The organism is Cryobacterium sinapicolor (genome assembly GCF_004403465.1).
Classification (GTDB): Bacteria; Actinomycetota; Actinomycetes; order Actinomycetales; family Microbacteriaceae; genus Cryobacterium; species Cryobacterium sinapicolor.
The window spans coordinates 21619-42172 of record NZ_SOGQ01000019.1; the positions used below are offsets into that span (position 1 = coordinate 21619).

17 protein-coding genes are annotated in these 20554 nt (G+C 69.3%); 12 read left to right on the top strand and 5 right to left on the bottom strand.

Annotated features, from left to right (window positions below; all coding sequences use genetic code 11):
• Positions 1 to 327: 327 nt before the first annotated feature.
• Complete coding sequence (locus E3T28_RS04010) at positions 328 to 561, top strand: hypothetical protein (protein ID WP_134428184.1); 234 nt, start codon at positions 328 to 330, stop codon at positions 559 to 561.
• 215 nt (positions 562 to 776) lie between these two features.
• Here E3T28_RS04010 and E3T28_RS04015 read toward each other — a convergent pair whose 3' ends face one another.
• On the bottom strand, positions 777 to 1169 hold the full coding sequence (locus tag E3T28_RS04015; protein WP_134428186.1) for a DUF3054 domain-containing protein: 393 nt from the start codon (positions 1167 to 1169) through the stop codon (positions 777 to 779).
• A 746-nt stretch (positions 1170 to 1915) separates the two neighbouring features.
• Positions 1916 to 2626 carry a VIT1/CCC1 transporter family protein gene (locus tag E3T28_RS04020; RefSeq protein WP_134428188.1) on the bottom strand — a complete coding sequence of 237 codons (711 nt, stop codon included), beginning with the start codon at positions 2624 to 2626 and terminating at the stop codon, positions 1916 to 1918.
• Positions 2627 to 2869: 243 nt separating this feature from the next.
• Here E3T28_RS04020 and sucC point away from each other — a divergent pair, with 243 nt between their 5' ends.
• The 9 genes from sucC (at position 2870) to E3T28_RS04065 (ending at position 15476) form a co-directional block, all read left to right on the top strand.
• Positions 2870 to 4039: an ADP-forming succinate--CoA ligase subunit beta gene (gene sucC, locus E3T28_RS04025; protein ID WP_134428190.1), complete on the top strand. Its 1170-nt coding sequence runs from the start codon at positions 2870 to 2872 to the stop codon at positions 4037 to 4039.
• Positions 4040 to 4052: 13 nt separating this feature from the next.
• Positions 4053 to 4940, top strand: coding sequence for a succinate--CoA ligase subunit alpha (sucD, locus tag E3T28_RS04030; RefSeq protein ID WP_134428192.1), 888 nt, complete (start codon positions 4053 to 4055; stop codon positions 4938 to 4940).
• Between the two features lie 269 nt (positions 4941 to 5209).
• Positions 5210 to 6664: a cell division protein PerM gene (locus tag E3T28_RS04035; protein ID WP_174843994.1), complete on the top strand. Its 1455-nt coding sequence runs from the start codon at positions 5210 to 5212 to the stop codon at positions 6662 to 6664.
• Positions 6665 to 6673: 9 nt separating this feature from the next.
• A complete protein-coding gene (gene purN, locus E3T28_RS04040; protein ID WP_134428194.1) occupies positions 6674 to 7267 on the top strand; it encodes a phosphoribosylglycinamide formyltransferase in 594 nt (197 codons plus the stop codon).
• Complete coding sequence (gene purH, locus E3T28_RS04045; protein ID WP_134428196.1) at positions 7264 to 8940, top strand: bifunctional phosphoribosylaminoimidazolecarboxamide formyltransferase/IMP cyclohydrolase; 1677 nt, start codon at positions 7264 to 7266, stop codon at positions 8938 to 8940. The genes purN and purH overlap by 4 nt, the downstream gene beginning before the upstream one ends.
• A gap of 231 nt (positions 8941 to 9171) precedes the next feature.
• Positions 9172 to 10365, top strand: coding sequence for a mechanosensitive ion channel family protein (locus E3T28_RS04050; protein ID WP_241979154.1), 1194 nt, complete (start codon positions 9172 to 9174; stop codon positions 10363 to 10365).
• A 160-nt stretch (positions 10366 to 10525) separates the two neighbouring features.
• Positions 10526 to 11350 (top strand): dimethylargininase, encoded by an 825-nt coding sequence (gene ddaH / locus E3T28_RS04055; RefSeq protein WP_174776802.1) that lies wholly within the window; start codon positions 10526 to 10528, stop codon positions 11348 to 11350.
• A 602-nt stretch (positions 11351 to 11952) separates the two neighbouring features.
• Positions 11953 to 13674, top strand: coding sequence for an ABC transporter ATP-binding protein (locus E3T28_RS04060; protein WP_134428378.1), 1722 nt, complete (start codon positions 11953 to 11955; stop codon positions 13672 to 13674).
• On the top strand, positions 13671 to 15476 hold the full coding sequence (locus E3T28_RS04065) for an ABC transporter ATP-binding protein (protein WP_134428200.1): 1806 nt from the start codon (positions 13671 to 13673) through the stop codon (positions 15474 to 15476). The genes E3T28_RS04060 and E3T28_RS04065 overlap by 4 nt, the downstream gene beginning before the upstream one ends.
• Positions 15477 to 15639: 163 nt before the next feature.
• On the opposite strand, the gene E3T28_RS04070 is transcribed toward E3T28_RS04065, so the two are convergent.
• From E3T28_RS04070 to E3T28_RS04080, 3 genes are all read right to left on the bottom strand, one after another.
• Positions 15640 to 16086, bottom strand: a complete 447-nt coding sequence (locus E3T28_RS04070; protein WP_198417150.1) for a cupin domain-containing protein — start codon at positions 16084 to 16086, stop codon at positions 15640 to 15642.
• Positions 16087 to 16151: 65 nt separating this feature from the next.
• Positions 16152 to 16469: an MGMT family protein gene (locus E3T28_RS04075; RefSeq protein ID WP_134428202.1), complete on the bottom strand. Its 318-nt coding sequence runs from the start codon at positions 16467 to 16469 to the stop codon at positions 16152 to 16154.
• A gap of 10 nt (positions 16470 to 16479) precedes the next feature.
• Positions 16480 to 16932 (bottom strand): GNAT family N-acetyltransferase, encoded by a 453-nt coding sequence (locus E3T28_RS04080; protein WP_134428204.1) that lies wholly within the window; start codon positions 16930 to 16932, stop codon positions 16480 to 16482.
• A gap of 176 nt (positions 16933 to 17108) precedes the next feature.
• Between E3T28_RS04080 and E3T28_RS04085 the strand changes: the two genes are divergently transcribed.
• Together E3T28_RS04085 and E3T28_RS04090 are read left to right on the top strand one after the other, a co-directional pair.
• The gene (locus E3T28_RS04085) at positions 17109 to 18323 is read left to right on the top strand and encodes an NADP-dependent isocitrate dehydrogenase (protein WP_134428206.1); all 1215 of its coding nucleotides are present in this window, start codon (positions 17109 to 17111) and stop codon (positions 18321 to 18323) included.
• A gap of 136 nt (positions 18324 to 18459) precedes the next feature.
• Positions 18460 to 20481: a heavy metal translocating P-type ATPase gene (locus E3T28_RS04090; protein WP_134428208.1), complete on the top strand. Its 2022-nt coding sequence runs from the start codon at positions 18460 to 18462 to the stop codon at positions 20479 to 20481.
• Positions 20482 to 20554 lie beyond the last annotated feature (73 nt).

Here is a 20554-nt window from a genome sequence, read left to right on the forward strand (position 1 = left end):
TTGGTACGTTCGCCAAGCTCCCCTGATCAGCATCGACACCCGCACCACCCCGAATCGTTGGCGGACCGCACCCGCGCTGGGCGTTCGCCTCGAATACCGGCGACGGATGCGGCTGGCCGACACCCTGCAGATACGCTGCACCGTCTCCGTCTCCGTCTCCGTCTCCGTCTCCGTCTCCGTCTCCGTCTCCGTCTCCGTCTCCGTCTCCGTCTCCGTCTCCGTCTCCGTCGCCCTCGTCATCGCCTTGTCGCTTGCGACCCGGGAGCGTAGCGTTGCCGCCGCGGGGATGCCCAGAGGGGCGGCTCCCATCGAACTGGAGGTGCCATCATGGCGAGCGACCCGAACGGACTCTGGCCGCGTCGAGCGGATGCCGCGAGCGACGGACTCGACGAGAATCGCGCGATCGATGACATCGAACTGACCCTCGAAGAGGAGGCGCCGATCATCGAGGAAGAAGACCCGGAGTGGATGGCCGACGCCGATCAGCGTGCGGTCAAACAGGGTGATGAGGACGAGGACCGCGAAGCCGAGGAGCCCGTCGAGCCCGAGCCTCGGGAATAGCCGAGGCGGTTCATCTCGGGCGGAGCACCGGGCCCGGCGTTGTACCAATTCGACGGAGATTCTCGTGAAAATCGTCAATTTCGGCGTGTTCAGGGCTGTTTTAGCCAAAATCTCCGTCGAATTCGTTCGGGACGGAGGCGCTTGCGAACCCCGGACACGACAGGCGCATGCTGGTGCTGGTGCTGGTGCTGGTGCTGGTGCTGGTGCTGGCGTGGCTACGCGACGGCGTGGGTGCGCGCCTGCCCGCGGCGGAGGAGCACGGCGATCCCGCGCCAGCCGAGCAGGAACACCCCGAGCACGACGGTCGTGACGACGACGAAGCTGAACTCCGTGCCCTGCCCGGTCACGGTGCGCAGCAGCATCCCGACGCCGACGGAGAAGAGCCAGATGCCGGTGCCCGTCCAGGCGATTTTCTGCGGGCTGCGCCAGGCGCGCATGACGAGCCAGCCCACGAGGAGGCCGCCGAGGAACGGCAGCCCGGTGAGCAAGGTGCCGAGGAGCCCCTCGCCGTGGCTGGCCCGGCCGATCAGCACGAAGATCAGCACCAGGGCGGCATCGAGCACTGCCGCGAGGAGGAGACCGGACCGACTGTTCTGCTGGATTGCCATGATTCCAGCCTACGTGTCACCGGTCGCACGGCGGCCCGGCGGCTGAGGTCGCGGCGCTGGGACCGCAGGCCGGGAACGCGGGCTGGGACCGCAGGGCGGGACTGCGGGCTGGGACCGCGGGCTGGGACCGCGGGCTGGGACCGCAGGGCGGGACTGCGGGCGGGGAACGCGGGCTGGGACCGCAGGGCGGGACTGCGGGCGGGGAACGCGGGCTGGGACCGCAGGGCGGGACTGCGGGCGGGGAACGCGGGCTGGGACCGCAGGGCGGGACTGCGGGCGGGGAACGCGGGCTGGGACCGCAGGGCGGGACTGCGGGCGGGGAACGCGGGCTGGGACCGCAGGGCGGGACTGCGGGCGGGGAACGCGGGCTGGGACCGCAGGGCGGGACTGCGGGCGGGGAACGCGGGCTGGGACCGCAGGGCGGGACTGCGGGCGGGGAACGCGGGCTGGGACCGCAGGGCGGGACTGCGGGCGGGGAACGCGGGCTGGGACCGCAGGGCGGGACTGCGGGCGGGGAACGCGGGCTGGGACCGCAGGGCGGGACTGCGGGCGGGGAACGCGGGCTGGGACCGCAGGGCGGGACTGCGGGCGGGGAACGCGGGCTGGGACCGCAGGGCGGGACTGCGGGCGGGGAACGCGGGCTGGGACCGCAGGGCGGGACTGCGGGCGGGGAACGCGGGCTGGGACCGCAGGGCGGGACTGCGGGCGGGGAACGCGGGCTGGGACCGCGGGCTGGGACCGCAGGCTCAGACCGCGGTGCCGATCAGGGAACCGATCGCCCAGGTGACGCCGAGCGCGAGCAGGCCGCCGATCAGTACCCGGGAAATCGCGCGGGCCTTCGGGCTGCCGCCGAGGTAGGAGCTCAGCCAGCCGGTGATGACCAGGGCGATCGCGACGGCGAGGAAGGTGGCCGGCAGTCGCCACTCCGGCGGCGGCAGCAGCACCGCCAGGAGCGGCAGGATCGCGCCGACCGTGAAGGCGATCGCGGAGGCGAAGGCGGCGTGCCACGGGTTCGACAACTCATCGGTGCCGATGTGCAGTTCCACCTCCAAGTGCGCTCCGAGGGCGTCGTGCGCGGTCAGCTCGAGCGCCACCTGGTTCGCCGTCTGCGCGGTGAGCCCCTTCGCCTCGTAGAGGCCGGCCAGTTCGGCGAGCTCCTGCTCGGGCATGGTCTCGAGTTCCCAGGTCTCCTTGGCGATCAGGGCGCGCTCGGTGTCGCGCTGGCTGCTCACCGAGACGTACTCGCCCAGGGCCATCGAGATCGCCCCGGCGAGCAGGGCCGCGACACCCGCGATCAGGATCGCCGAGGCATCCGTCGTCGCCGCCGCGACGCCGACCACCAGGGCCGCCACCGACACGATGCCGTCATTGGCTCCGAGCACTCCGGCCCGCAGCCAGTTCAGGCGCGAGGCGTGGTCGGCGGAATGGGGATCGACGCCGTGCTCGGGTTCAGTCATGACTGAATCCAAGCAGTCGGATGCGCGGCGCGCCAGCCGGACCCGATGGCGTCACGCGCGGCGCCGGCGTGTGCTCGGCGCCGACGTGTGTGCGATGCCGACGTGTTCGCGATGCCGGTGGGGACCGATAGAGTTTCACATGGTACTTATGTCTTGATGTCGAGCTATCTGCGGCGCGGGCATCCGTGCCCCTTGCCCCTCAAGACCTTGCAGGAACGCTACGAAGCGGATTGGAAGAGCAGCGTGGATCTTTACGAATATCAGGCACGAGACCTGTTTGAACAGTATGGAGTTCCGGTTCTTCCGGGCATCATCGCGGACACTCCGGAGGAGGTGCGTGCTGCGGCCGAGAAGCTGGGCGGCGTTGTCGTTGTCAAGGCCCAGGTCAAGGTCGGCGGACGCGGCAAGGCTGGCGGCGTGAAGGTGGCGAAGACCCCGGACGACGCTGAAGCCGCCGGGCGTGCCATCCTCGGACTCGACATCAAGGGCCACACCGTCAACCGGGTCATGGTTGCCGGTGGAGCCCGCATCGCTCAGGAATTCTACTTTTCCGTGCTGCTGGACCGCACCAACCGCTCCTACCTCTCGCTCGCGAGCTACGAAGGTGGCGTAGAGATCGAGATTCTCGCTGTTGAGAAGCCCGAAGCGCTCGCCTACACGGCCATCGACCCGATTGCCGGGATCGATCTGGACACGGCCCGTCAGATCGCGGTCGCCGCGAAGTTCCCGGCCGACCTCGTCGACAAGGTCGCCCCCGTCTTCGTGCAGCTTTACAACGTGTTCACGGGTGAGGACGCGACCCTGGTCGAGGTCAACCCGCTCGTGCTGACCGAAGAGGGCGACGTCATCGCCCTCGACGGCAAGGTCACGATCGACGAGAACGCCGGCTTCCGCCACCCGAAGCATGCCCTCCTCGAGGACGCCGCCGCCGCCGACCCGCTCGAGGCGAAGGCCAAGGCGAACGACCTGAACTACGTCAAGCTCGACGGCGAAGTGGGCATCATCGGCAACGGTGCCGGACTCGTCATGAGTACCCTGGACGTCGTCGCCTACGCCGGCGAGAACCACGGCGGCGTCAAGCCGGCCAACTTCCTCGACATCGGGGGCGGAGCATCCGCCGAGGTCATGGCCGCCGGCCTGGACGTCATCCTCGGTGACCCGCAGGTCAAGGCCGTGTTCGTCAACGTCTTCGGCGGCATCACCGCCTGTGACGCTGTCGCCAGGGGCATTGTGGGTGCGCTCGCCGAACTCGGCAGCGCAGCGAACAAGCCGCTCGTTGTGCGCCTCGACGGCAACAACGTCGAGGAAGGCCGTCGTATTCTCGCCGAGGCCAACCACCCGCTCGTCACACTGGCCGCCACCATGGACGAGGGCGCCGCCAAGGCCGCCGAACTCGCCCACGCCGCGAAGTAAGGGATTTTCGAACATGTCAATCTTCCTCAACAAGGACTCCAAGGTCATCGTGCAGGGCATCACCGGCGGTGAGGGCACCAAGCACACCGCCCTCATGCTCAAGGCCGGCACCCAGGTTGTCGGTGGCGTGAACGCGCGCAAGGCCGGCACCACGGTGCTGCACGGCGACGCGGAACTGCCCGTCTTCGGCACGGTCGCCGAGGCCATGGAAAAGACCGGGGCGGATGTCTCGATCGCCTTCGTGCCGCCGGCCTTCACCAAGGACGCCGTCATTGAAGCCATCGACGCCGGCATCCCGCTGCTCGTTATCATCACCGAGGGCGTGCCGGTGCAGGACTCGGCCGAGTTCTGGGCCTACAACATCGCCAAGGGCAACAAGACCCGCATCATCGGTCCGAACTGCCCCGGCATCATCACCCCCGGTGAGGCGCTCGTAGGCATCACGCCGGCGAACATCACCGGCAAGGGCCCGGTCGGCCTCGTCTCCAAGTCGGGCACCCTGACCTACCAGATGATGTACGAACTGCGCGACCTCGGCTTCTCCACCGCCATCGGCATCGGCGGCGACCCCATCATCGGCACCACGCACATCGACGCGCTCGAGGCGTTCGAGGCTGACCCCGAGACGCTCGCCATCGTCATGATCGGCGAGATCGGCGGCGACGCCGAGGAGAAGGCGGCCGAGTACATCAAGGCCCACGTCACCAAGCCCGTCATCGGCTACGTCGCCGGCTTCACCGCCCCTGAGGGCAAGACCATGGGCCACGCCGGCGCTATCGTCTCCAACGGAGCCGGAACCGCCCAGGGCAAGAAGGAGGCCCTCGAGGCCGCCGGGGTCAAAGTCGGCAAGACGCCGAGCGAGACCGCCACCCTGCTGCGCGAGGTTCTCGCGGCGCTGTAACCGGCACCGCTGCAACCGGCTCCGCTGCACGGTGGTGCCGCTGATCAGCGAGGCCACTGGCACCGAACGAAAGGGCCCGCCTCATCAGGCGGGCCCTTGTGCGTTGCCGGCTGCCGGCATCCGTGCCCGAACGAATTCGACGGAGATTCTGCTCTCAACCGCCCGATACGCCCGTTTTAGCCTGGACCCAAGCAAAATCTCCGTCGAATTCGTCAGTGTGCGGCGGGGGCCGGGGAGCGAGGGTGCGGGAAACGGTAGGCTCCGATCGGATGAAACGCATAACCACCGCTCTGCTTGCCGCGCTCGACGCGCTCATTGTCGTAGCCATCGGGATCGGCATCGCACTGGTTCCGCTCACGGTCCTGTGGGCAACGCAGTTCGGCCTGGACGTCAACTGGCTCGTCTTCTGGCGTGCCGCGGTCGACGTCTGGCTCGTCGGCAATGGGGTCGACCTGATCGTGCAGTTGGACCCGACCCTCGTCGCGGCCCTGAACCTTCCCGGCTCGGACGCCCCGTTCCCGATCACGATCGCGCTGCTGGGCTTCGCGTTGATGTCCGTGCTCTTCGGCCTTCGCACCGGCCACCGCGCGGCGGAAACACCCCATCGCTGGATCGGGGTGACAGGCGCCACCGTCAGCTACGCGCTCCTGACCGCCCTGCTCGTGCTGTCGGCAGGCACGGATGCCGTGCGCCCCGTGGCCGCGCAGGGTCTGCTTCTGCCGCCGCTGATCTTCGCGGCCGGGGTTCTGATCGGCGCGGGTCAGGGTCAGCTGGGCCGGCTGCTCGGCCGTATCCCCGGCCTGTCCGGCCGCCTTCCGGGAAAGAACAGCAACAGCAACAGCAACAGCAACAGCACCAGCACCAGCACCAGCACCAGCAACAGCACCGACAGCACCGCAGCCGCGCTGCTCCCGATCGCGGTGCGCCCGGCCGTCTCCGCGGCTGTGCGCAGCGGAACAGCCGCGGCCGCCGGCATCCTCTGCGTCGCCGGGATCGCCGTGTTCGTGTTGATCCTGACCCACTACGCCACCATCATCGGGCTCTACGAGACCGTGCAGGCCGGTGTTCTGGGTGGCATCGCGCTCACCCTGCTGCAACTGGCGTTGATCCCGAACCTGGTCATCTGGGCCGCGTCCTGGTTCGTCGGCCCCGGCATCGCGGTGGGCGTGGGCACCAGTGTGTCCCCGGTCGGAACCTCGCTCGGCACCGTTCCGGGTCTACCGATCCTCGGGGTGCTCCCGCAGGGCAGCCTGGCGTATGGGTTCGTCGGTCTGCTCGTGCCGCTGCTGGTCGGCTTCCTCGTCACCGTCGTCCTGAGGCAGCGGGCGGCAGCGGATGTCCCTCCGCCCTCGATCACCGAACGCCTGCTCACCGGCCTCGGCACCGGAGTCGTCGCTGGCGTGCTGCTCGGGCTGCTGGCCTGGTGGTCTGGCGGAGCTGTCGGCCCGGGCCGCCTCGTTCAGGTCGGCCCGAACCCGCTGCTGGTCGGTGCGCTGGCCGCCGCCCTGGTCGGCTTCGCCGCCTGCCTCGGCCTTCTGACTCCCGCGCCTCCCGTGCGCGCCAACGGCTCCGGGCGCACCGGCGCGAGCGGTGCGACGCCCAGCGCGACGCCCAGCAGGACAACCGGCACGACGCCGGGAGCGGTGTCGCGTGCCGTGCGCAGCGGGGCGAACGGTGCCGGACGTCTCCTCGGCCGGCTGCGCGACCTGCTCCCACGCCGGTAGGCTTCTCCCGTGCTGAACTTGGTCGTATTGATCTCCGGCGGGGGATCCAACCTTCGCTCCCTGCTCGAGGCCTGCCGGGATGCTGACTACCCGGCCCGCGTGGTGGCCATCGGCGCCGACCGCGACGCCGACGGGCTCGAGCTCGGCGAGGAATACGGCATCAGCACGTTCACGGTGCCGTTCACGTCGCATCCGTCCCGGGAGGCGTGGGGCGACGAGCTCCTCGCGCAGATCCAGCAGTGGGACGCCGACCTCGTCGTGCTCAGCGGCTTCATGCGCCTGCTGCCGCCCCGCGTCGTGGCCGCGTTGGCCCCGAACCTGCTCAACACGCATCCGGCCTACCTGCCCGAATTCCCCGGGGCGCATGGGGTGCGTGATGCCCTCGCCGCCGGGGTCGACGAAACCGGTGCGAGCCTGATCGTGGTCGACACCGGTGTCGACGACGGACCGATCATCGCGCAGGAACGAGTGCCGGTGCTGCCGGATGACACCCAGGCATCCCTGCACGACCGCATCAAAATCGTCGAGCGTCGCCTGCTGGTGCAGGCTGTGCTCGATATCGCCAACGGACACGTCGATCTCAAGGAGCATCCCCACATATGAGCGGTCCCACCAACGCCCAGAGTCTGTACCGCCACCGCGACGTCGTGCCCGTGCGGCGTGCCCTCATCTCGGTGAGCGACAAGACCGGTCTGGTCGAATTGGCCGCCGCCCTCGCGGTGACCGGCGTCGAAATCGTGTCGACCGGCTCGACCGCGGCCACCATCCGCGCCGCCGGCCACGACGTGACGGATGTCTCCACCGTCACCGGCTTCCCCGAATCCCTCGACGGCCGGGTCAAGACCCTGCACCCGGGAGTGCACGCCGGCATCCTCGCCGACCTGCGCCTCGAGGCCCACGAGGCCCAGCTCGCCGAACTCGGCATCGACGCGTTCCAGCTCGTCGTCGTGAACCTGTACCCGTTCGTCGAGACCGCCCTGTCGGGCGCGGCCCCGGCCGACGTGATCGAGCAGATCGACATCGGCGGACCGGCTCTCGTGCGTGCCGCAGCCAAGAACCACGCCAACGTCGCCATCGTGGTCGACCCCGACAACTACGACGAGATCATCGCCGCCGTCGAGGCCGGCGGCACCCCGCTGAAGCTGCGCCAGAAGCTGGCCTCGCTCGCCTTCGAGCACACCGCCGGCTACGACCTGAGCGTCTCGGCCTGGTTCACCGAGAACGTCTACGACCAGTGGCAGGACGATGCTGCGGCCCTGGACGAGGACATTCTCGAGGAGTTCGACGCCGTGATCGGCGATGCCCTCTCCGACGAGATGCCGTTCCCCGAGACTCTCGTCATCGAGGCCACCCGCAGCGCGGTGCTCCGCTACGGCGAGAACTCGCACCAGGCCGCGGCGCTCTACCTGGGCGAAGGCGGCCAGGGCATCGCGCAGGCCGTGCAGCGCCACGGTAAGGAGATGTCGTACAACAACTACGTCGACGCGGATGCCGCCGTGCGCGCCGCCTTCGACTTCGCCGAACCGGCCGTGGCCATCATCAAGCACGCCAACCCGTGCGGCATCGCCGTCGCCAACCCCAAGGCGCCCGACGCGATCGCCTCCGCGCACCACCGCGCGCACGACTGCGACCCGATCTCGGCGTTCGGCGGCGTCATCGCGGCCAACCGCACGGTCACCCTCGGCATGGCCGAGACCGTCAGCCAGATCTTCACCGAGGTGCTCGTCGCCCCGGGCTTCGAGCCGGCCGCGTTCGAGCTGCTCAGCGCCAAGAAGAACATCCGCCTGCTGGAACTGCCGGCCGACTACCACCGCTCCTCGCTCGAGCTGCGCCAGATCTCGGGCGGCCTGCTGGTGCAGGAGTCCGACACGTTCGACAACCTCGACTCGTCGATCTGGACCCTCGCGGCCGGCGACGAGGTCGACGCGGCCACCCGGGCGGACCTCGAGTTCGCGTGGAAGGCCTGCCGCTCCGTGAAGTCGAACGCCATCCTGCTGGCGCGCGGCGGGGCATCCGTCGGCGTGGGTATGGGCCAGGTCAACCGGGTCGACTCCTGCCACCTCGCCGTGCTGCGCGCCGGCGACCGTGCAGCCGGCTCGGTCGCGGCCTCGGACGCGTTCTTCCCGTTCGCGGACGGCCTGCAGGTGCTGCTTGAGGCGGGCGTGACGGCGGTCGTGCAGCCCGGCGGCTCGGTACGCGACGCCGAGGTCATCCAGGCGGCCGCGGATGCCGGCGTCAGCATGTACTTCACCGGAGAGCGCCACTTCTTCCACTAGGCGCCCCGGTGCCCTGTGCCCCTGTGCCTTGCCCTGTGCCCCTGTGCCCCTGTGCCTTGCCCTGTGCCCCTGTGGCTAACTCAGGAGATCTGCGGATGCCGTTGGTCGCCCGCCGCGGAATTCCGGGGCGGTAGCCATGCGGCATCCGTTTTCTCCTGAATTCGCCACGGACTCTGGCACGATTGAAGGGTCCGTGGCTTCGCCAGAACCGTCCCGGCCAGAAGGAGCGCCGTGCCCGATTTCGAGGGATTCATCCAGACCGACTACCTGATCGCCCTTGCGGTCGCGGTCGTGGCCGCCGTGGCCGTCACGGCGATCATCGCCCTGGTCTTCCGGGTGGTCGGCCGTAAGGAGGCCTGGGCCCGCACGCTCGTCGGCCTGGTCAGGGTGCCGTTCCGGCTGACGCTGCTCGTGGGCGCGATTTGGACGGTGAACACGCTGTTCCTGCAGACGTCCGAGGAGATCGAGCGCCTGGTCGACTTCATCTTCCGGGCCCTCTTCATCGGCGCGGCCACCTGGCTGGTCTGTGCGCTGCTCTACTTCTTCGAGGAGGTCGCCGCCGCCCGCTACCGCATCGACGTGCGCGACAACCGAGTTGCCCGGCGCGTGCGTACCCAGCTGCGGATGCTGCGCCGCATCGGCGTCGTGGTGATCATCATCTGCGCGATCGGCGCCGTGCTGCTCAGCATCCCCGGCGCGGCGACCCTGGGTGCGAGCCTGTTCGCCTCCGCCGGCCTGCTCAGCGTCGTGGCCGGCCTGGCCGCGCAGTCCACGCTCGCGAACGTGTTCGCCGGCATCCAACTGGCCTTCAACAACGCCCTGCGCGTCGACGACGTCGTCATCGTCGAGACCGAGTGGGGCAAGATCGAGGAGATCACCCTCACCTATGTGGTCGTACACATCTGGGACGACCGGCGCATGGTGCTGCCGTCGACCTACTTCACGACCAACCCGTTCCAGAACTGGACCCGCCACAACAGCGAACTGCTCGGCGCGGTCGAATTCGACCTCGACTGGCGTGTCGACCCGGCCGGCATGCGCGTGGAACTCGACCGCATCGTCGCACAGACCGAGCTCTGGGACGAACGCGTGGTCGTGCTCCAGGTGACGGATGCCGTGGGCGGCTTCGTGCGCGTGCGCGTGCTGGTCTCCGCCGCCGACGCTCCCACCCTGTTCGACCTCCGCTGCCTCGTGCGTGAAAACCTGATCGACTGGCTCAACACCCATAACCCGGAGGCGCTGCCGGTGGGCCGGATGGAGCTGCGACGGGAGTCCGCGCGCTCGAAGGCGCCCGCCCGCACCGAGCCGGCGCACCCCGTCACCGCGCCCATCGGGCTGTTCTCCGGCGACGAGAACGCCAAGGCGCGGGCGGCCGAGTTCACCGCGACCATCCCCGTGCAGAAGGGGTCGGCCGAGGAGCGCTGACCGGCCGATGGTCACGGCGCGCGCGTGCTGCGCCGAGCCGACCGACAGATCCCGGTGCCCGTGAGAGTGCCGATTCCGGTCGAGAGTGACCGGCGGAATGGACACTCTCGTCCGGAACGGCAACAGGAGGGCGATCGGGGGAGAGCCCTACACTGGCGGGATGGAAACTGCCGACTCCGAGACCTTGCCCGCCGCATCCGTTTCCGCGCCGGCATCCGATGCCGCGGGGCGGCGCGCGCTGGTGCGCCGACCGGCTCGGAACCTGGCCGAGGGACAGTTGACGCATATCGAGCGCAGCCCGATCGACCTGGCGCGCGCCGACGAGCAGTGGCTGGGCTATGTGGCGGCGCTGGCCGCCGCGGGGTGGGACACGGTCGAAGTCGAGCCGGCCCCCGACCTGCCCGACTCCGTCTTCATCGAGGACGCCGTCATCCTCTTCGGCGACCTGGCCGTCGTGGCCAAGCCCGGCGCCCTCAGCCGCCGCGGCGAGACCGAGGCCGCCGAGGCCGCCGTGCGGGCCCTGGGCCTCACCGTGTACCGCCTCGAACTGCCGGGAACCCTCGACGGCGGCGATGTGCTCAAGGTCGGCCGCACGGTCTACGTGGGCCGGAGTCTCCGCACGAACGCGGAGGGCATCCGTCAGTTGCGCGCCATCCTCGAACCCCGCGGTTACACGGTCGTCGCCGTGCCGATCACGAAGGTGCTGCACCTCAAGACCGCCGTCACGGCCCTGCCCGACGGCACCGTGATCGGCTACCGGCCGCTGATCGACGACCCCAGCGTGTTCCCGCGCTTCCTGCCGGTGCCCGAGCCGGAGGGTACCGCGGTCGTCGTGCTCGACCCCGGGACCGTGCTGATGTCGAGCGCGGCGCCGCGCTCGGCCGCGCTGTTCGCGGGTCTCGGCTACCAGGTGATCACCGTCGACATCTCCGAGTTCGAGAAGCTCGAGGGCTGCGTCACCTGCCTGAGCGTGCGGGTGCGCTGACACCCCCACCACCCCCGCGAGATGCGGACAAAACACCCTTGATTGCGCGGCGAGGGTGTTATGTCCGCAATTTTGCGGTTGCGCCCACGGCTCCGGAGCCGTATCCTGAAAGGCTGCCTGAACAGGGGGGGCACAGCTCAGACACGACGCGCTCAGGAGGCCGACATGACCAAGACAGCACCGCACCCGATCGCAAAGCCTGCGAACGACGGCGCCCGCCTTGGCGCAGCCATCCCGTTCAGGCGTTCCGCCTAGCGTCCTTCCCGCGCACACTCGCCCCGCCTCGCGCCTGACGCCTGGCCGTTGAAACCAGCGCCCCGCCGACCGCAGGCCGGCAGCACCGCTGCCCACCGGAAGCGAGAGCTTCCACCCCGCCGACCGACTCGTTCGTTATCGGCTTCCCGGCGCCCCGTGGCGCCGTTGCCCGGAAACAGACTGTTCAGGACTCACTCGTGACCACGCTCAGCGACCACAGCCATCCGCCCGATCCCGACCCCGCCGCGGGAACCGACCTGGTTCCCGCACCTCGGCGGAACACACTCCAGGTGCTGCTGCGCCTCTACCCGTTCGCCCGGCCGGCCCTGCCGCGGCTCGCGCTCGGCATGCTCGCCGCCCTGCTGGCGGCGCTCGTCGCGCTCGCCATCCCGCAGGTGCTCCAACGCCTCGTCGACGGGGCGCTGACCCGGCAGGATGCCGAGCAGATCTGGCCGGCCGTGATCGTCGTGCTCGCTCTCGGCGTGATCGAGGCGGTGCTGATCGCGCTGCGTCGCTGGTTCGTGCTCGGCCCCGGCACCCACATCGAGGCCCGGATGCGCAACGCGCTCTACGCCCGGCTGCAGGACCTCCCGGTCACGTTCCACGACAAGTGGCCGAGCGGCCAGCTGCTCTCCCGCGCCGTCAGCGACCTCAACCTGATTCGCCGGTGGATCTCGTTCGGGCTGGTGCTGCTCATCGTCAACGTGGTGACCATCGTGATCGGCGCCGTCATCCTGGTGTCGATGAACTGGATCCTCGGCCTCATCTTCCTCGTCTGCTCCGTTCCGCTGTGGATCGTCGGCTACCTGTTCGAGGAGAAGTACTCCGTCGTCGCGCGGCGCAGCCAGGATCAGGCCGGCGACCTTGCGACGGCGGTCGAGGAGTCGGTGCACGGCATCCGAGTGCTCAAGGCCTTCGGGCGCGGCAAATTCGCGTTGAAGAACTTCGCCGACCAGGCCGAGAGCCTGCGCGGCACCGAGATCGAAAAGGCGCGCGCCATCGCCGGCATCTGGCTGTGGCTGCTGATGATCCCGGACGTGGCCTTCGCCCTCTGCCTCGTGGCCGGCGTCTGGTTGGCCAGCCAGGGCGAGTTCAGCGTGGGTGGGCTCGTGGCCTTCTTCGCGACGGCCACCGTGCTGCGCTGGCCGATCGAGTCGGTCGGGTTCCTGCTCTCGATGACCTTCGACGCCCGCACGGCGACCGACCGGTTCTTCGACGTGCTCGACGCGCCGAACGCGATCACCGACCCCGAGCATCCGGTCACCATCGACTCGCCCCGTGGCCGGCTGGCGTTTGAGGACGTGCACTTCCGCTACCCCGACTCGCCCAGCCGCTTCCCGGACCTGCTCGACGGCGTGGACCTCGTGCTCGAACCGGGGGAGACCATGGCGCTGGTCGGCCTGACCGGCTCCGGCAAGTCCACCCTGACGGCGCTGACCACCCGCCTCTACGACGTGACTGCAGGGCAGGTGACCCTGGACGGTGTCGACGTGCGCCACCTCGGCCGCGAGGAGCTGCGCCGGCACCTGTCGATGGCCTTCGAGGATGCGACGCTGTTCTCGGCATCCGTGCGCGACAACGTGCTGCTCGGCCGCCCCGAGTGGGCCGAGCGCTCACCCGAAGCGGATGCCGCACTCGAGGAAGCGCTGATGGTCGCCCAGGCCGGCTTCGCCCACGACCTCCCGGAGGGTGTCGACACGCTCGTCGGCGAGGAGGGAATGAGCCTCTCCGGCGGCCAGCGGCAGCGGATCGCGCTGGCGCGTGCGGTGGCGGCCAAGCCGGCCGTGCTGGTGCTCGACGACCCGCTGTCGGCCCTCGACGTGGACACCGAGTCCCTCGTCGAGGCCGCCCTGCGCGAGGTGCTCTCCGCGACCACGGCGCTGATCGTGGCGCACCGGCCGTCGACCGTGATGCTGGCCGACCGGGTTGCGCTGCTCGAGAACGGGCGCGTCACCGCGGTCGGGCGCCACTCCGACCTGCTCCGCGAGAGCGAACACTACAAGTTCGTGATCTCGAGCCTGGAAGACGAAGAACGACGAGAGTCCGCACGAGAGGAGGTGGCGCGATGAGCGTCACCGGTGTCGAGGGGGAAGACCGCAGCAATTTCAGCGCCGTGGAGAGCAAGCAGATCCGGCGCCGTTCGCTGCGCCTGCTCGGGTCGCTGCTGCACCCGGTGCGCCTCCCGGTCGTCGCCGCGATGCTGATCGTGGTCGTCTCCACGGCCGCGCAGGTGGCCGGCCCGGCCCTGATCGCCTACGGGATCGACCAGGGTCTCCCCGCGCTGATGGAACAGGACTGGGTGCCGCTGGCCGCGACCGGGGTGGTGTACCTGGCCACCGGCGTCGTCGGTGCCATCCTGATCGCCTGGTACACGATCATGTCCGCCCGGATCAGCCAGGCGGTGCTGATCGACCTGCGCAAGCGGGTCTTCCTGCACACCCAGCGGCTCAGCCTCGAATTCCACGAGTCGTACACCTCGGGTCGCATCATCTCGCGGCAGACCAGCGACCTCGACGCCATCCGGGAGCTGCTGGACTCCGGCATCAACCAGCTCGTGCAGGGGCTGCTCTACATGGTGTTCACCGCGATCGCCCTGTTCCTGCTCGACGGCACGAGCGGGCTCGTGCTGTTGGCCTCGATCGTGCCGCTGGCCCTGCTCACCCGCTGGTTCCAGGTGCGCTCGCAGGCACTCTTCCGCCGGTCGAGAACGGCGTCGGCGAGTCTGATCGTGCAGTTCGTGGAGACCATGACCGGCATCCGTGCGGTCAAGGCCTTCCGGGCGGAGAAGCGCAACGAGAAGGTGTTCGGCGAACTGGTCGAGGACTACCGGAAGGTCAACTCGCGGGTCATCCAGCTGTTCGGCATCTTCGACCCGGGTCTCGTCCTGATCGGCAACGTGGCCGTCGCGGTCGTGCTGCTGGTCGGCGGGTTCCGCGTCGTCGACGGCCAGCTCGCTATCGGCGCGCTGCTCGCTGCGCTGCTCTACACCCGCCGGTTCTTCGACCCGATGGAGGAGATGGCGATGTTCTACAACTCCTACCAGTCGGCCGCCGCGGCGCTGGAGAAGATCTCCGGGGTGCTCGAGGAACACCCGGGGGTGCCGGACCCGGTGACGCCGGTGGACCTCTGGTCGTCGCAGGGGGCGGTCTCGTTCGAGGGCGTGCAGTTCGAGTATCAGGCCGACCGGGTCATTCTGCCGCGGTTCGATCTGGCCATTCCGGCCGGGCAGACCATCGCCCTGGTCGGTTCGACCGGAGCCGGCAAGTCCACCCTGGCCAAGCTGATGGCGCGCTTCTACGACCCCTCGACGGGCCAGGTGACCCTCGACGGCGTCGACCTGCGCGACCTGCACCCCAAGGACCTGCGCCGGGCGATCGTGATGGTCACCCAGGAGGCGTACCTGTTCAGCGGCTCGGTCGCCGACAACATCTCGATCGGCAAACCGGAGGCGACGCCCGCCGAGATCGTGGCGGCGGCGAAGGCGGTGGGTGCGCACGACTTCATCGCGGGGCTGCCGAACGGGTACGACACCGACGTGAACAAGCGCGGCGGGCGCGTTTCCGCCGGGCAGCGGCAGCTGATCTCGTTCGCACGGGCGTTCCTGGCCGACCCCGCGGTGCTGATCCTCGACGAAGCCACCTCGAGCCTGGATATCCCGAGCGAACGCCTGGTGCAGCAGGCCCTGCAGACCCTGCTCGGGGGGCGCACCGCCGTCATCATCGCGCACCGCCTGTCGACCGTGGCGATCGCCGACCGGGTGCTCGTGATGGAGCATGGGCGCGTCGTGGAGGACGGCACGCCCGACCAACTGATCGCCGGCACCGGACGGTTCGCGCAGCTGCACGCCGCCTGGCGCGACTCGCTGGTGTAGCCGCGGGTCGCATCCGCGTCACGCGGCGCAGGGCTCGCGGCGCAGGGTGCGCCTCGGCGACGACGGATGTCCGGCCGCGCCGGAACGGAAAAGCCCGGCACCTGGACCCCGCGGGTGCGGGCGACGGATGCCGGGCGATGCCGGGCGGGGGAACCGTGAGCGGTTAGGCGAACCCCCAGGCCTTCTCCTCGTCGCTGGAGGCGTCGGAGAGCGGCGTGCCCGACAGGGGGCGGTTGGAGGCCACCGGCCCGAGCGGGTGCTCGCTGGGATCCCGGGGGGTCACGGGAGCCTGCTTGAGCTCGACGAAGATTGCGTGCGACGGCGTGCTGCCGATGTTCAGGCCGGCGTGTTCCTGGGCCGGCAGCCACCGGGTCTCGCCGGCCGGCAGCTCGACGTCGACCTCGCGGCCCTCCGACGACAGGCGCCGGGCGTAGGCGTTGAGCGTGATCATGACGCTGTCGGGATGCGCGTGGGGCTTGGTCGCGTCGCCGGGAGCGTCGAGGAACTCGAGCACGCGAACGCGGTCGTTCTCGAGCAGTACTCGGTAGGCGCCCGGGTCGGTGATGAGGGGATCGAGGGAGGTCTGTGCGGCTGAGTTTTCGCTGTCCATGGAAAAACGCTAGCACCCGGAACAGCCCGGAACCTAGGGTTTCCGGGCAACCCAGCCGGAGAGCGTCAGGCGGGACTCCAGCGCGCCGCCGTGTAGTCGACGCGGTAGCCGTGCGGCCCAGTCTTCAGCGGTGTGCCCTCCGCCCGGTAGCGGGGGAGGGCGCGCTCCTCGTGCCCGATCGGCGGGTGTCCGCCGGCCCGGATCACCCGCCACCACGGCAGGTCGGCGCCGTGACGCGCCATGATCTGCCCGACCAGGCGGGCGCCGCGCGAGCCGAGCACGGCCGCGACGTCGCCGTAGGTCATCACCCGCCCGGGCGGGATCGACTCCACGATGCCGAGAACGTGCGTGACGAACGCTGGTTCGCGGGCGGCATCCGTCATCGGATCCCAGTCAGAGCTGCAGTGCGCCGATGGTCTCGCCGTAGACGGTCTGGCCGATGTCGCTGAAGCCGAGGTGGTGGAAGAACGACTCCGGGCCCTCCTCGCCGGGCTCCCAGATCACCGTGACGTGGTCGAAGCCGCGCTTGCGGGCCTCGTCGGCCAGGGCATCGGCGGCGAACTTGCCGACGCCCTGGCCCTGGGCCTCCGCGTCCACGTTGATGCGCCAGATGCAGGCGCGGAATTCCTCGTGCGGTGAGTCCGGGTCGAAGTTGCCGTGGATGAAACCGACGACGTCTCCATCGAGCACGACGACGCGCTGCCAGGCGGTGGCCGGGTTGATGACGGATGCCGCAACCGCATAGGACACGGGGGCGATGAACTGCTCCTGCCCCGGCTTCAGGCTCAGGCCGTTCGCCGCGACAATGTTTCGCGCGGACAGTTCTTCCAGTCGTAGTTCACCCATGCGAACAGGCTAACGTGCACCGGAGCCGGTGGGGTAGTCGGGCTTTCGGACGACACGGCGTGCGGGCGGCTGCAATTCGGGACATCCGGAAACTGTCTCGATGTCAAGATAGTTGCGACCCTCCACTAGAATCGACGTGGCTATTCTTGCCCCCCGATATTCTGAGGAGATTTCCATTGGCGAAGATCAAGGTTGAAGGCACTGTCGTCGAACTCGACGGGGACGAGATGACCCGCATCATCTGGCACGCGATCAAGGAGACCTTGATCCACCCGTATCTCGACATCGACCTCGAATATTACGACCTGTCGATCCAGAAGCGTGACGAGACGGACGACCAGATCACCATCGACTCGGCCCGCGCCATCCAGAAGCACGGCGTCGGCGTCAAGTGCGCGACCATCACGCCCGACGAGGCGCGCGTCGAGGAATTCGGCCTGAAGAAGATGTGGGCGTCGCCCAACGGCACCATCCGCAACATCCTCGGCGGCACCATCTTCCGCGAGCCCATCATCATCTCGAACATCCCGCGCCTGGTGCCGGGCTGGAACAAGCCGATCATCATCGGCCGGCACGCGTTCGGCGACCAGTACAAGGCCACCAACTTCCGTTTCGAGGGCGAGGGCACGCTTAGCATGACCTTCACCCCGAAGGACGGCTCGGCTCCGCAGGAGTTCGAGGTCTTCCAGGCCCCCGGCAGCGGTGTCGCCATGGGAATGTACAACCTCGACAACTCCATTCGCGACTTTGCCCGCGCCTCGCTGAACTACGGCCTCGAGCGCAAGTACCCGGTCTACCTGTCGACCAAGAACACGATCCTCAAGGCGTACGACGGTCGTTTCAAGGACATCTTCCAGGAGATCTTCGACGCCGAGTTCAAGGCCCGCTACGACGCGGCCGGCCTCACCTACGAGCACCGCCTCATCGATGACATGGTCGCTTCGGCCATGAAGTGGGAGGGTGGCTACGTCTGGGCCTGCAAGAACTACGACGGCGACGTGCAGTCCGACACCGTCGCGCAGGGCTTCGGCTCGCTGGGCCTGATGACCAGCGTGCTCTCCACGCCCGACGGCAAGGTCGTCGAGGCCGAGGCGGCGCACGGCACGGTGACGCGCCACTACCGTCAGCACCAGCAGGGCAAGCCCACTTCGACCAACCCGATCGCCTCGATCTACGCGTGGACGCGCGGCCTCGCGCACCGCGCCAAGCTCGACGGCAACCCGGCCCTCGCCGAGTTCGCGAACACGCTCGAAGACGTGGTCATCACGACCGTCGAGAGCGGCAAGATGACCAAGGACCTTGCGCTGCTCGTGGGCCCGGAGCAGGCCTTCCAGACGACCGAGGAGTTCCTCGCGGCCATCGCGGAGAACCTGCAGGCTCGCCTGGCGTAACCCGCAGAGAGGGGCGGCAGCCTCACCTTCGGGTGAGGGTGCCGCCTTTTTTGTGCGCGTTGCCGGGGTTTTTCTGGGCGCTGAGGGGAGGCTTTCCTTGCTGGCGGAGCCCGGCCAGCGAGGCAAGAATATGACCATGTCGTCTCTGGTTGCCGCCGTGCGCCGTTACCCGCTGGTCACCACGACCGTGCTGATCGGGCTCATCGGCGCGGTACTCGTCTCGTTCGGTCACACGGATGCCGTGCGCTGGCTGTTCAGCGGATTCGGCCTGCTGGTCGCCGGTTACGAAACGATCGGCATGGTGCGACGGCTGCGACGCGGCACCCTCGGTATCGACGTGCTCGCGATCATGGCCATCGTCGCCACGGTCCTGGTGGGCGAATACGTCGCCACCCTCATCATCGTATTGATGCTCACCGGGGGCGCTGCCCTGGAGGACTTCGCCGTGAACCGCGCCAAGCGCGAACTCGACGCCCTGCTCCGGCGGGCCCCGCAGATCGCGCACCGGCTCGTCGCCGCGAACGGTGCCGGTCCGAGCGACGACACCGGTGCCGCTGCAGTCACCGGCGCCGCTGCAGGCGCCATTGCCATTGCCATTGCCATTGCCGTTACCGGTACCGGTACCGGTTCCGGCTCCGGCAACGGTAACGGTGAGGTCGAGGACGTGCCCGCCACCGAGGTGCGGCCGGGTGACCTGCTCCTCGTGCGCCCGGCCGAGATCGTTCCCGTCGACGGAGAACTCGTCTCCGTCAGCGCTGCCTTCGATGAGTCGTCGCTCACCGGGGAAAGCCTCCCGGTGGAGCGCGAGAACGGGGACGCCGTGCTCAGCGGGTCAATCAACGGTCAGGCCGCCGCCACCATCCGGGCCACCGCGACTGCCGCGAACAGCCAGTACCAGCAGATCATCGCGCTGGTCGAGGAGGCCGCGGCCAGCAAGGCGCCGGTGGTTCGCCTGGCCGACCGCTACGCCGTGCCGTTCACGGCGGTGTCGCTCTCGATCGCTGCCCTGGCCTGGCTCCTCAGCGGTGACCCGGCCCGTTTCGCCGAGGTTCTGGTGGTCGCCACCCCCTGCCCGCTGCTGATCTCCGCGCCGGTCGCTTTCATGGGTGGCATGAGTCGTGCCGCCCGCAACGGCATCATCGTCAAGGGTGGCGGTGTGCTCGAGATGCTCTCCCGCGCCAGGACCGTCGTCTTCGACAAGACCGGAACCCTCACCCACGGCACACCGACCATCGCCCGGGTGCTTCCCGAACCCGGCTTCGACGAGGACGAGCTGCTCGCGCTCGCCGCATCGGCGGAGCAATACTCGTCGCACGTGCTCGCGGCATCCGTCATCGCGGAGGCCCGTGCCCGCCGGCTCGAGCTGACCGGTACGGAGACCGCGAACGAGGTTCCCGCGCACGGGGTGGTGGCCCGGCTGGGTTCCCACGAGGTCACGGTCGGCAAGCTGTCGTTCATCAGGGAGCAGGCGACGGATGCCGCGGCCGCCCCCCTCGAGGGCGGCGAGCTGGCCATCTACATCGCCGTCGACGGCCGCTTCGCCGGCAGCATCGTCGCCAGCGACAGACTGCGGGAGAACGCACCGCAGACACTGGCCGACTTCCGGGCCCTCGGACTGCGGGACACGGTCATGCTCACCGGGGATGCCCGGCCGGCCGCCGAGCACATCGCCGCGCTGGTGGGAATCTCGCAGGTGCAGGCGGACTGCCTGCCCGCCGACAAGGTCAATGCGGTGCGCGCCCTGGCCCGCCGCCCGGTGATCATGGTCGGCGACGGGGTGAACGACGCGCCCGTACTGGCCGTCGCCGACGTCGGCATTGCCATGGGAGCCCGCGGAGCCACGGCCGCCAGCGAGTCGGCCGACGTCGTCATCCTGATCGACGATCTGACCCGCGCCGCCCGCGCGGTCGCGATCGGACAGGACACCATCCGGATCGCGCTGCAGAGCATCTGGCTTGGAATCGTGATGAGCCTCGGCCTGATGCTCCTGGCCGCGTTCGGCTTCATCCCCGCCACCGCGGGGGCGCTCCTGCAGGAATTCGTCGACCTGGCCACGATCCTGAACGCGTTGCGGGCAATCGGCGGCCGCCGGGATGCCGCCGTGCAGGCCCGGGTCGCGGCCCGCACGCCGGCTCCAGCCGGCGCCCTGAGCTGCTGAGCTGCTGAGCCGCTGAGTCGCCGAGGTGCTGAGCCGCTGAGTCCGTGCCGTTCGCCGGTTGGGTCGGGTCACG